Genomic DNA, 11,915 nt, shown 5'->3' on the forward strand with positions numbered 1-11,915 from the left:
GCCTCGAAAGGATCATTTTGCCGGACTCCGTTGCCGTAGCGGCTGTAACGTTCGACCGCCCCGACGATGTGTCCACTTTGCTGGACGCATTGGCTGCCCAGAGCGGCAACATTACCTCGGTGGCCTTGGTGGATTCTGGGAAGACTCCGGTTCAGGATATCGCTGAAGCGTCACCCGCGCCCGTCACGTACATCCGGTCCAACACAAATCTGGGCGGCGCCGGCGGTTTTTCGCTGGCCATTCTCTCTGCGATGGCTTCGGGCGCGGAGTGGATCTGGATCATGGACGACGACGCGCATCCGGAGGATCCGAACTGCCTTTCGGCCCTGCTCGAGGCTGCGCAGGAACACCACATGGACGTGGTCCTTCCGCTGGTTGTGGCTCCGGGACACCCGGACACCCTGTCCTTCCATTTCCGCCTGAACGGCAAGCTCACCCATGACCGCGCCGAGGTGGAAAAGCTCGGGTTCATTCCCGACGTCGGACACTTCTTCAACGGCGCCCTCATCCGCGCCGATGTGTTCTTCCGCGTGGGCCTGCCGGATCTGCGGCTGTTCATCCGCGGTGATGAGACCGACTTCATGATCCGCCTGCGGCGCGCCGGAATCCGGTTTGGAACTGTGACTTCCGTGGCCCTGACCCATCCGGCGGCATGGGCCGAGGTGCAGCAGGTTGCCGGTGAGCGGCTGCACGTGCTGGTTCCCGAGAACGCGTTCAAGCAGTTCTACTTTTACCGCAACCGCGGCCACCTGACGTGGAAATACAAGCGCCTGCGCTCCTTTGCCGCCGATGCGGTGGGCTATCCCGTCCACTTTGCAAAGACCCGCGATCCGCGCGGCTTCGCTGCCTGGCTGCGCGCCTACGCCGCAGGCATGCGCGGGCGACGCTTCGGACCGCCGTCGGACTTCGGCTTCTGACATGGCAGGTGCCGACATGCCCTCCCCCGATATGCCCTCCGCCACCGGCGAAATGACGCTGGTTATCGCCACGTTCAACCGTTCCGGCTACCTGCGCGGATTGTTGGATTCCGTGGTTGCACTGGACCCCGCGCCGGAGCGGATTGTGGTGGTGGACAATGCCAGCACCGATGACACCCAGGACGTCATCACCGCCGCTGCCTCCCGGCTAGCCGTTCCGCTGGTGAACGTGCGGCTGCCCGTCAACGCCGGCGGCGCCGGCGGATTTGCGGCAGGTGTGGAGCGGGCCCTCAGCGCAGGCGCGTCATGGCTGTGGCTGATGGACGACGACGTCGTGGTCCTTCCGGGGGCCGTGACAGCGCTTGGCAAGTGGACCGGAACGTACGAGTGCATCCACGGCAGGCGTCTGGACGAGGCTGGCAAGCCGTTTTTCTGGCAGCACCGTTTCCTGCCGTTCCTCGGCATCCACATTCCGATCCGGGGCAATGTCTTCCGCGACACCGCGGCTTTCGAAACGAACGTGGGCTGCTTTGAAGGCATGTTGATTTCCGCTGAGCTGGTGCGCCGAATCGGTCTTCCCGACGAGCGGTACTTCATCAACGGCGACGACGAGATTTACGGCTGGCTTGCCTCCCGCCTGACGGACGTGGTGTATGTCAATGACTTTGTGCTGCAGAAGGTCCGCCCGCAGAAGCACATCGATCTGGGCATCCGGCACCTGAACGACTCGAGTGATCTCAGCCGCTTCTATTCCATGCGCAACCGCGGCCACACCGGCCAGTACCTGCGGGCGCACGGCCGGTACAACCGCTTTGGGTTTGCCCTGGGGACACTGCTGACGGCCGGCAAGGAGATCCTGCGGCTGCTGGCGGTGGAGCACCGGGTCGCCGGGATACCCAGCCTGTGGCGCGGTTGGCGCGAAAGCCGGTCAATCCTGCACGATGGATCATGGCAGCCCATGCCGCCGCTAGAGGCGGCTCCATCCCCCGATCGAAAGCACCAGGTTTGACGCACTCCATTTCTGCGCAGGATCCCAAGAACCAGAGCTCCAACCCGGGTGAGCGGTCGCCGTCGGCCGTGTGGGCGGTGCTTGGTTCCTCCGGTTTCATCGGCAGCGCGGTGTGCGGGTCCCTTCGGGAAGCGGGGATTGAGGTGCGCGCCGTTCCCGCTCCCCGGCTGGAATCAACCGCCTCCGATACGGCGGGCCTGTTCGGGGAAGCCGCCGCGCTGACTGCTGTGCGGGCGGAACTTGCGGCCGCGTTTGCCGGCGCCGAGGTGGTCGTCAACGCCGCAGGCCTGGCCACCCCGGGCGGCACTGACTCGCCCGCACTCCGCGGCGCCAACGCGCTGCTGCCGCTGGTTGTTGCCGATGCCGCCGATGCCGCCGGCGTCGCGCGCTTTGTCCACCTAAGCAGTGCCGCTGTCCAGGGGCACCGTCCGTTCCTGGACGAAACCAGCTATGTGCAGCCGTTTTCCGCCTATTCCCGGTCCAAGGCACTGGGTGAACGGGTGCTCGCGGAACGACGGACCGGCGCCTGCAGTGTGGTGACCATCCGTGCCACCTCTGTCCAGGGACCGCATCGGCCCACCACTGTCAACCTTGCCCGCTTGGCTGCCTCTCCCCTGGCCTCGGTCGCGGGAGAAGGCGCGGCGCCTTCTCCCGTCAGCTCCGTGGATTCCCTTGTCCAGTTCATCCGCACGGTGGGCCTGCACACGGGCAGCGTTCCCGCCGTCGTCCTGCAGCCGTGGGAGCGGTCCACCGTGGCCGGAGTGCTGGAAGCGGCGGGCGGCCGGAAGCCGCTGCGGCTGCCGGAATGGCTGTGCCGCAGCGCTCTCTGGGGCGGTTATCGGATTTCCGCCCTCGCGGGCGAACGGCTGCACGGTCCGCTGCGCCGCCTCGAAATGATGTGGTTCGGGCAGCGGCAGGTTCCCGGGTGGGCCGAGGCCACCGGCAACGTCCCCGACCCCCGGGTCCGGGAAGTCCTCCGCTCAGTCCAGGTTCGGGAACCGGCGGACCGCTAACATATCCTGCCCGAGCGGGAAGGGACAGCCTAGGCTGCGTCCTCCGAGGGTCCCTGGACTCCCGGCACGACTTCCTGCAGCCGCTCCAGGCTGATCGCGCCCAGCCGGACCACCCGCAGGGTGTCGGACGTGGCATCGACGATGGTGGACGGCACACCCGGCTCGCCGTGTTCCGGCCGGGGCCCCGCCTCGAGGTAAACCTCCACCGACTCGGCCAGCTGCTCGCGGGCCTGCGCGGCGGTCTGTGCCGCCGGGTTGCCGGTGCGGTTAGCCGACGAGACCGCCAGCGGCCCCGTGAGGTTAAGCAGTTCCAGCGCAATCTTGTCATCGGGCATGCGCAGCGCAACGGTGCCCATCGTGTCACCCAGGTCCCAGGTCAACGACGGCTGCGAATGGAAAATCAACGTCAGCCCGCCGGGCCAAAAAGCCGTAGCCAGGGCACGCGCGTCGTCGGACACGTCCACTGCCAATCCGTCCATCGTCTGCATCCGGGGAATCAGCACGGGCGGCGGCATGGACCGGCCCCGGCCCTTGGACGCAAGCAGGGTGGCCACGGCCTGGGGAGAAAAGGCATCCGCGCCAATGCCGTAGACGGTGTCGGTGGGCAGGACCACGCACTGCTTTGCAGCCACGGCCTGCTGGGCTTTGGCCAGGCCTTCGCTTCGGCTCTGCGGATCAGTGCAGTCGTAAGTGGTAGTCACTTGTGTCCTTGTTCCTTCGAATCATTGAATCTGTTGATATAAGCGGGTCTGTGGATCAGGCCGGGGATGATGTCCGCACTGCAGACGTGGCCCGCGGACGGCCGTTGAGGTCAGTGTGCGTGGCAACATTGCGCCAGCAGGCTTCCGCCGACAGCAGGGCAGCAATCCTCTCGGCCTGCACCTCGGCGTGTTCCATCACAAAGTAACCGTTCGGCAGCAGCAATCGGGCGGCGGTGGCAGCAGCGGCCAGCGGGAGTTCAAGCCCGTCCCGGCCGCCTCCGTACAACGCCATGGCCGGATCATGCTCCGCGGCTTCCGGTTCATTGGGAACGGCATCCGCCGGTACGTACGGCGGGTTGGAAACCACCACGTCAAAGGTTCCATTCTCCTCAGCCAGGGCGGTCCGCAGGTCGTCGTGAACCAAACGCACTCCCAACGGCTCGAGGTTCCGGCGCGCCCAGGCCAGGGCCAACGGGCTGAGTTCGACGGCGCAGACGTCGGCCTCCGGAACCTCGGAGGCCAGCGAGGCGGCGATGGCACCGGAACCGGTGCCCAGGTCCACTGCCTTGACCGGAGACTTCCCGGCGGCGAGCACGTCCCGCGCGTGGTCGATGGCCAGCTGCGCGACCGTCTCAGTCTCGGGCCGGGGCACGAAGACCCCGGGCCCCACCTTCAGCTCGAGGTAGCGGAAAGACGCGGAACCGGTCAGGTGCTGCAGCGGCACGCGGGAGGCGCGCTCGGCCACCAGCTCGGCATAGCCGGACGGAACCGGTGCATCGGTGAAGGCCAGCGCCTTCACCCGGCCGCGGGACTCCCCCAGCAGATGGGCAGCCAGCAGCTCGGCGTCCACGGCCGGAGTCGGCACCCCTGCGGCGGCCAGCGTAGCGGCGGCTTCACGCAAGGCCGCCGCCAGGGTGGTGGATTCCATCGGCTTACTTAGTTCTCGTCACCAATGGCGTCCAGGCGGGCCTGTTCATCCATTTCGATGGCGGCCTGCACAACGGCCTCCAGCTCGCCGTTCAGGACGGTGTCCAGGTTGTAGGCCTTGTAGCCGGTGCGGTGGTCCACAATCCGGTTCTCCGGGTAGTTGTACGTGCGGATGCGCTCGGAACGGTCCATGGTGCGGATCTGCGACTTGCGGATGTCGGAGTTCGCGGCGTCGATCTTCTCCTGCTCGTGGGCCAGGATGCGGGAGCGCAGCACACGCATGGCCGCTTCCCGGTTCTGCAGCTGGGATTTCTCATTCTGCATCGCCACCACAATGCCCGTGGGCAGGTGGGTGATGCGCACGGCGGAGTCGGTGGTGTTCACCGACTGGCCACCGGGGCCGGAGGAACGGTAGACGTCGATCTTCAGGTCGTTCTGGCTGATCTCGACTTCTTCGGGCTCGTCCACTTCGGGCAGCACCAGCACGCCGGCGGCCGAGGTGTGGATGCGGCCCTGGGACTCGGTCACGGGTACGCGCTGCACGCGGTGCACGCCGCCCTCGTACTTCAGGCGGGCGTAAACACCCTCGGCCGGGTCGTTGGAGTTGCCCTTGATGGCCATCGAAACGTCCTTGTAGCCGCCCAGGTCGGACTCGGTGGCGGAGATGATCTCGGTCCGCCAGCCGCGGTGCTCGGCGTAGCGGGTGTACATGCGCAGCAGGTCACCGGCGAACAGTGCTGCTTCGTCGCCGCCTTCACCGCCCTTGACCTCGATGATGACGTCGCGGCCGTCGTTGGGGTCACGCGGGATCAGCAGGCGGCGCAGGGTCTCCTGTGCCTCATCCAGCTGTTCCTTCAGGACCGGCACCTCGGCGGCGAATTCCGGATCTTCGTCTGCCATTTCGGAGGCTGCTGCGAGGTCGTCTTCGAGGGCGTGCCACTTGTTGTAGGCGTCCACGATGCGGCTGAGCTCGGCGTAACGCCGCCCGAGCCGCCGGGCCAGGCCCTGATCCGCATGCACTGCGGGATCGGAAAGCCGCAGCTGCAGCTCTGCGTGCTCATCCAACAGACCCTGTATGGACTCAAACATCTTTTACGTTCCTCTTTCGATGGTTGGAGCCGGCCCAAACCGACCGGCTCCATGGCAATTTCACGGCGGAGATTTTTCGACTGCCCACCAGCAGTTTATCCGTGCTCGGCTCCGGACCTGTGCCTGTGTTCCGGAACCGTGCGTTAACTGCCAAGCCGCCCAGACTCCGGCCCGTCCGCGAAGGCGGAGGCCGGAATATGAGCGGCTTGGTAAGGCAGCTAGTTGTCCTTGGTGCCCAGGGTGGTCTGCTGGACCTGCATCAGGAACTCCACGTTGGACTGCGTCTCGCGGATCTTTCCGGTGAGCAGTTCCAGCGCCTGCTGGGTGTCCAGACCGGACAGGACCCGGCGCAGCTTCCACATGATCTTGACTTCATCAGGGGAAAGCAGGTTCTCTTCGCGGCGGGTGCCGGACGCGTTGACGTCCACGGCCGGGAAGATGCGCTTGTCCGCGAGGTTGCGGGACAGGCGCAGTTCCATGTTGCCGGTGCCCTTGAATTCCTCGAAGATAACCTCGTCCATCTTGGATCCGGTTTCCACCAGGGCCGTGGCCAGGATGGTCAGTGACCCGCCGTTTTCGATGTTGCGGGCAGCACCGAAGAAACGCTTGGGCGGGTACAGCGCGGACGAGTCCACGCCACCGGAAAGGATACGGCCCGACGCCGGAGCGGCCAGGTTGTAGGCACGGCCCAGGCGGGTCATGGAGTCCAGGAGGACGACGACGTCGTTCCCCATTTCCACCAGGCGCTTGGCGCGCTCGATGGCGAGCTCAGCAACCGTGGTGTGGTCATCGGCGGGGCGGTCGAAGGTGGAGGCAATGACCTCACCCTTGACCGTGCGCTGCATGTCCGTAACTTCCTCGGGACGTTCGTCCACGAGGACCATCATGAGGTGGACCTCGGGGTTGTTGATCGTGATGGCGTTGGCAATCGCCTGCAGGATCAGCGTCTTACCAGCCTTCGGCGGGGAGACGATCAGGCCGCGCTGGCCCTTGCCGATCGGAGCCACGAGGTCAATCACACGCGGGCCGATCACCTTTGCGGAGGTCTCCAGGCGCAGGCGCTCGGAGGGGTACAGCGGAACCAGCTTGGAGAATTCCACGCGGTCCTTGTTGTCCTCGGCAGGCTTGCCGTTGACGGAGGTCAGACGAACCAGTGCGTTGAACTTCTGGCGCTGGTTTCCACCCTGGTTTTCACCTTCGCGGGGGGCGCGGATGGCGCCGACGACGGCGTCGCCCTTGCGCAGGTTGTACTTCTTGACCTGGGCGAGGGAAACATAGACATCGTTCGGGCCCGGAAGGTAACCGGAGGTGCGAACAAACGCGTAGTTCTCGAGGACGTCCAGGATGCCGGCTACGGGCAGCAGGACGTCATCTTCAGTGACCTCGACGTCGTCGACGTCCGGGTTCTGGTTCCGGTTGCGGCGGCGCTCGTTGCGGTCGCGGAAACGGTCGTTCCGGTCGCTGCGATCGTTGCGGTCATTCCGATCGTTGCGGTTGCGGTTGCGGCGGTTACGCCCGCGGCCGTTCTCGTCGCCGTCGTTGTCGCGGCTGTCGCTGCGGTTGTTGTCGCGGTCGCCACGGTTGTTCTCGCGCTCGTTGCGGTTGTTCTCGCGGCTCTCACTGCGGTTATTGTCGCGGTCGCCGCGGTTATTTTCGCGGTTGTCGCTGCGGTTATTGTCGCGGTTGTTCTCGCGGCTGTCACCGCGGTTGTTGTCGCGGTCGTTGCGGTTGTTCTCGCGGTCGCCACGGTTGTTCTCGCGCTTGTCGCTGCGGTTGTTCTCGCGGCGGTCCTCCGAGACTGAGCCGTTTGCCGAAGCGCCGGTTCCGTTGTCGGAAGCGGTCGCCGGCGCGGAGTCGGCGTTCGTCTGGTCGGCCTTGCCGTTGTCGGCACGGCCGTTCTCGGAGGTGCCCTCGCTGTCTGCACGGCGGCTGCGTGAGCGGCGGTTGCTGCGCTCGCGCTGCGGCTGCTCTTCCCGCGGAGTTTCCTCGCGGGAGTTTTCCTCGCGCGGAGCCTCAGCGTGTGCGGGCTCAGCGGCGTTCCGGGCGGGTGCCTCGGCTGCAGGCGCAGTGACTACACCGTCACTGGCAGCGCGGCGGTTGCGGTTGCGGGTCCGCGCCGGGCGCTCGGGAGCGCTCTGCTCGGCGGCCGGTGCCTCGGCAGCAGCCGGAGCGGAGGAGCCTGCAGTGGCAACGTCGGCCTTGGGGGCTTCGGTCTTAGCTCCGCGCACCGGACGGTCAGCGACTGCGCCGCCACGCTGGTGGTTGGAGATCGCCGTTACGAGATCTCCCTTCCGCATGCGGGATCCGCCGGTAATACCCAGCTGGCCGGCAAGCGCCTGAAGCTGAGCAAGCTTGAGGCCAGCCAGTCCGGAGCTTTTTGAAGTCGCTTCGCCGTTGGTTCCGGCGGTAGCTGAGTCCACACCTGTTGTCAGGTCAGTGGTATCGGTCACGAAGGATCCTTCCCCCTCGTCGGGCGGTCCGGCGCAGTGCCGGCCGCGGATGATTTGATCCTGGTCCCCCTATGGTCAGACATGGGGGGCAGGGTTCGCCGGTTCCGGCTAAAGCCGGGCGACGGCGAATCTACTGGGTGCCTCTTGGAAAAGAAATCCACAGGAGTTTGGTCAGCTTTGCTGCCGAACTATGCGGCATTCAAGGGAACTGGCCTTTTCTTGGCAGTACCCGAAGGCTGCACCGGGGATTGCGCTTCCGCAGTTGAATAAGAGTATTCAAACACGATGCTTGGACAATATGCCGCTGACAGCGAGTTTTCAACAAATACTCAGGGCGGCCCAAGTACGGACGGCCTGGATGCGGGAGCACAAAGACGGTTAGTACCGCTGGTGCTCTTCCACTCTAGCACCATCACGATCAACACTCAGCCGCAAAACACGCCAGAATTGAGCAGTTTCAGCGGCTGCAAGATGCTGGGCGATGAGCAGCTCGGCCTGGTCCGCCTGGTCGTTGCCGTTGGCCAGCGCCATGACCGTTGGGCCGGCACCGGAGATGACCGCAGCGATGCCGTGGCTGCGCAGGTGCCTCATGAGAGCGGCACTGGGCTCCATGGCGGAAGCACGGTAATCCTGGTGCAGGAAATCCACTGTTCCCGCCGGCAGCAGGGAGGGTTCCGCAGCGAGGGCATGAATCAGCAGGGCAGCCCGTCCCGAGTTGGCAGCGGCGGCCGGATGCGGAACCTCAGCGGGAAGCAACCCGCGGGCGCTCTCCGTGGAGAGTTCAGTGGCCGGAACTGCAGCCACGGGAATGATGTCCGCGTGCACCGGCGCATTGGCGGACCGGAAGGCACCGTCTTCCTCCCAGGAGATCGCCAGACCTCCGGCCAGTGCCGGGGCCACGTTGTCCGGGTGTCCTTCCAACCTCGAGCAGAGGTCCAACAGTGCTGCAGCATCCAGACGATGCTCCGCGGGCAGCAGGGCGTTGCCCGCCAGCACCCCGGACACGATGGCTGACGCGGAAGACCCCAGGCCGCGGCCGTGGGGAATGACGTTCTCCGCCTCAAAGTGCAGCCCCGGGACCGAAAACCCAACAGACTCTGCGGTCTGACGGATGGTCTTCACCACCAGGTGGGTGTCATCGGTGGGCAGCGTTGCCGCCCCTTCGCCGCTGATTTTCACGGTGGTGCCCGGCTCGGCGGAAGTGCGCACCCGGACGGTGTCATACAAGCCGACGGCCATTCCCAGGCTGTCAAAGCCCGGACCCAGATTGGCACTGGTGGCCGGCACCCGGACCGTAACAGCCTGGCCGGCGGCCACGGCTCCGCCCGCAGCCTCGGCCGCGGAACGGGGCAGGGCCGCGGAATCGCTCACGTGCACGTTCGCCTAACCCTCAGCCTGTGCTTCCAGGCCCAGCGCAGCGGCAACGGAGACGACGTCGAAGTCCACCTTGGTGGGCTCCACATCGGAACCGTCGACCGTGCGCAGTGCCCACTGCGGGTCCTTCAGGCCGTGGCCGGTGACCGTGATGACGATCTTCTTGCCCGTGGGAGCTTCCCCGGCGGCGTGCTTCTTGAGCAGCCCCGCCACGCCGGCGGCGGAAGCCGGTTCCACGAAAACGCCTTCACGCGAGGACAGCCAGCGGTGTGCCTCAAGGATTTCAGTGTCCGTGACGGCTTCAATCAGGCCGCCGGACTCGTCGCGGGCAGCGATGGCCTGCTCCCAGGAGGCGGGGTTGCCAATGCGGATGGCGGTGGCAATGGTATCCGGGTCCGTCACCGGATGACCCTTTACCAGCGGTGATGCACCCTCAGCCTGGAAGCCCCACATCACGGGAGTCTTCGTGGCCACCGGCGCCAGTTCCTCGCCGGCGATGTTGGTATAAGGCTCGGAGTATTCCCGGTAGCCCTTCCAGTACGCGGTGATGTTACCGGCGTTGCCCACCGGCAGCAGGTGGTAATCGGGGGCATCGCCGAGGTAGTCCACCACTTCGAAGGCAGCGGTCTTCTGTCCTTCGATGCGGGCGGGGTTTACGGAGTTCACCAGGAACACCGGGTAGGCCTCGGCGAGCTTGCGGGCCACATCCAGGCAGTTGTCGAAGTTGCCGTTGACCTGCAGCAGTTCAGCGCCGTGGGCAATGGCCTGGCTGAGCTTGCCCATGGAGATCTTGCCGTCCGGAACCAGGACGGCGCAGGTGATGCCGGCCTGCGTGGCGTATGCGGCGGCCGAGGCGGAGGTGTTGCCGGTGGAGGCGCAAACCACTGCCTTGGCTCCGGATTCAACGGCGGCCGTCATGGCCATCGTCATGCCGCGGTCCTTAAAGGAACCGGTGGGGTTCATTCCCTCGACCTTGAGGTAAACCTCGTTGCCGGTCAGTTCGGAGAGGGCCTTGGCCTTTACCAGCGGAGTGCCGCCCTCGCCGAGGGTAATTACCTCGGTGCTCTCGGTTACGGGAAGACGATCGGCGTATTCGCGGATTACGCCGCGCCATTGATGAGCCACGGTATTAGACCCCTTCTACCCGCAGGACGGATGTGACTGAATTGATGACGTCCAGGCCCTTGATGGCCTCGACGGTGGCTGCCAGAGCAGCTTCGGATGCCCGGTGCGTGACGAACCGCAGTTCGGCGGACGATGCCGTGCCGTCAGCATGGATGGTCTGGCGCATGGTTTCGATGGACACCCCGTGTTCGGCGAAGACCTGCGCCACTGCGGCCAGGACACCCGGCTGATCAGTGACCTGCAGGCCGATGCTGTAGCTGGTGGTGACCTTGGCGAACGGCAGGGCCGGAACGGAGCCGGTGGGCGTTTCAGCGCCGAGCGGTCCGCCCAGGACCAGCCGGCGGGCGGTGGAGACGACGTCGCCCATCACTGCTGACGCGGTGGGGGCGCCGCCGGCGCCCTGGCCGTAGAACATCAGCTCGCCGGCGTTTTCGGCCTCCACGAACACAGCGTTGAAGGCGCCGTGTACGGCGGCCAGCGGGTGGGTGCGCGGCAGCAGGGTGGGGTGCACGCGGACGCTGACGCCGGGTTCGCCGTCGTTGTCCAGTTTTTCCGCGATGGCGAGCAGCTTGATGACGAATCCGGCGTCCTTCGCCGCGGCAATGTCATCGGCGGTGACGGAGGAGATGCCCTCGCAGGAGACGTTGGCCAGGTCAAAGTTGGTGTGGAAGGCCAGCGAGGCGAGGATGGCGCCCTTCGACGCAGCGTCATGGCCTTCGACGTCGGCGGTGGGATCGGCCTCGGCATATCCGAGGCGCTGGGCTTCTGCCAGGGCGTCGGCGAACTGGGCGCCGGTGCTGTCCATGGCGTCCAGGATGTAGTTGGTGGTGCCGTTGACGATGCCCATGACCTTGGTGATCCGGTCACCGGAGAGGCTGTCGCGGATTGGCCGCAGGATGGGAATGGCACCGGCGACGGCGGCTTCATAGGCCAGCCGGACACCCGCGGCATCGGCCTTTTCGAACAATGCGGCGCCGTCGGCGGCCAGCAGGGCCTTGTTGCCGGTGACCACTGAGGCGCCGTGGCCGATGGCGTGCAGCATCAGCGTGCGGGCAGGCTCCATGCCGCCCATCAGTTCGATGACGATGTCCGCGTCCTCCACCAGCTTCTCGGCGTCGGTGGTGAACAGGTTCCGCGGCAGGTCCGTGTCGCGCGGCGCGTCCGGATTGCGGACGGCGATGCCGGTCAGTTCCAGCCGGGCACCGGTGCGCGAGGCCAGGTCTTCGGCGTCGTCAATGAGGATCCGGGCAACCTGGGAGCCAACGTTTCCGCAGCCCAACAGGGCAACTTTGAGGGTCTTCATGGTGCGT

General features: G+C 65.9%; 9 protein-coding genes and 1 pseudogene. 3 read left to right on the forward strand and 7 right to left on the reverse strand.

The annotated features are described in order from the left end of the window. The first annotated feature begins 17 nt into the window (after positions 1–17). The 3 genes from MUG94_RS12130 to MUG94_RS12140 are packed head-to-tail and all read left to right on the forward strand — an operon-like array spanning position 18 to position 2,939. Positions 18–917, forward strand: a complete 900-nt coding sequence (locus MUG94_RS12130) for a glycosyltransferase (protein WP_227906286.1) — start codon at positions 18–20, stop codon at positions 915–917. Between the two features lie 16 nt (positions 918–933). Beyond that, positions 934–1,926, forward strand: a complete 993-nt coding sequence (locus tag MUG94_RS12135; RefSeq protein ID WP_227906287.1) for a glycosyltransferase — start codon at positions 934–936, stop codon at positions 1,924–1,926. Next, the gene (locus MUG94_RS12140; RefSeq protein ID WP_227906288.1) at positions 1,923–2,939 is read left to right on the forward strand and encodes an NAD-dependent epimerase/dehydratase family protein; all 1,017 of its coding nucleotides are present in this window, start codon (positions 1,923–1,925) and stop codon (positions 2,937–2,939) included. The genes MUG94_RS12135 and MUG94_RS12140 overlap by 4 nt, the downstream gene beginning before the upstream one ends. A 41-nt stretch (positions 2,940–2,980) precedes the next feature. Here the strand turns inward: MUG94_RS12140 and MUG94_RS12145 are convergent. From MUG94_RS12145 to MUG94_RS12175, 7 genes and pseudogenes are all read right to left on the reverse strand, one after another. Next, a pseudogene (locus MUG94_RS12145) lies at positions 2,981–3,640 on the reverse strand (L-threonylcarbamoyladenylate synthase); the annotation flags it as partial. 55 nt (positions 3,641–3,695) lie between these two features. After that, complete coding sequence (gene prmC / locus MUG94_RS12150; RefSeq protein WP_227906289.1) at positions 3,696–4,568, reverse strand: peptide chain release factor N(5)-glutamine methyltransferase; 873 nt, start codon at positions 4,566–4,568, stop codon at positions 3,696–3,698. Between the two features lie 8 nt (positions 4,569–4,576). After that, positions 4,577–5,656 carry a peptide chain release factor 1 gene (gene prfA / locus MUG94_RS12155; protein ID WP_227892005.1) on the reverse strand — a complete coding sequence of 360 codons (1,080 nt, stop codon included), beginning with the start codon at positions 5,654–5,656 and terminating at the stop codon, positions 4,577–4,579. A 218-nt stretch (positions 5,657–5,874) separates the two neighbouring features. Further along, a complete protein-coding gene (gene rho, locus MUG94_RS12160; RefSeq protein ID WP_227906290.1) occupies positions 5,875–8,106 on the reverse strand; it encodes a transcription termination factor Rho in 2,232 nt (743 codons plus the stop codon). Between the two features lie 378 nt (positions 8,107–8,484). Continuing rightward, the gene (gene thrB / locus MUG94_RS12165; RefSeq protein ID WP_227906291.1) at positions 8,485–9,477 is read right to left on the reverse strand and encodes a homoserine kinase; all 993 of its coding nucleotides are present in this window, start codon (positions 9,475–9,477) and stop codon (positions 8,485–8,487) included. Positions 9,478–9,489: 12 nt separating this feature from the next. Continuing rightward, on the reverse strand, positions 9,490–10,605 hold the full coding sequence (thrC, locus tag MUG94_RS12170) for a threonine synthase (protein ID WP_227906292.1): 1,116 nt from the start codon (positions 10,603–10,605) through the stop codon (positions 9,490–9,492). Between the two features lie 4 nt (positions 10,606–10,609). Continuing rightward, positions 10,610–11,908, reverse strand: a complete 1,299-nt coding sequence (locus tag MUG94_RS12175) for a homoserine dehydrogenase (RefSeq protein WP_227906293.1) — start codon at positions 11,906–11,908, stop codon at positions 10,610–10,612. Between the last annotated feature and the right edge of the window lie 7 nt (positions 11,909–11,915).

This window comes from Arthrobacter gengyunqii (genome assembly GCF_023022985.1).
Taxonomy (GTDB): domain Bacteria; phylum Actinomycetota; class Actinomycetes; order Actinomycetales; family Micrococcaceae; genus Arthrobacter_B; species Arthrobacter_B gengyunqii.

What these genes read in the sequence shown, in the direction of transcription:
- MUG94_RS12135 (WP_227906287.1), top strand. Translation starts at nt 934, where the DNA reads ATGCCCTCCCCCGATATGCCCTCCGCCACCGGCGAAATGACGCTGGTT.
- prmC (WP_227906289.1), bottom strand. Translation starts at nt 4,568, where the DNA reads ATGGAATCCACCACCCTGGCGGCGGCCTTGCGTGAAGCCGCCGCTACG.
- prfA (WP_227892005.1), bottom strand. Translation starts at nt 5,656, where the DNA reads ATGTTTGAGTCCATACAGGGTCTGTTGGATGAGCACGCAGAGCTGCAG.
- MUG94_RS12175 (WP_227906293.1), bottom strand. Translation starts at nt 11,908, where the DNA reads ATGAAGACCCTCAAAGTTGCCCTGTTGGGCTGCGGAAACGTTGGCTCC.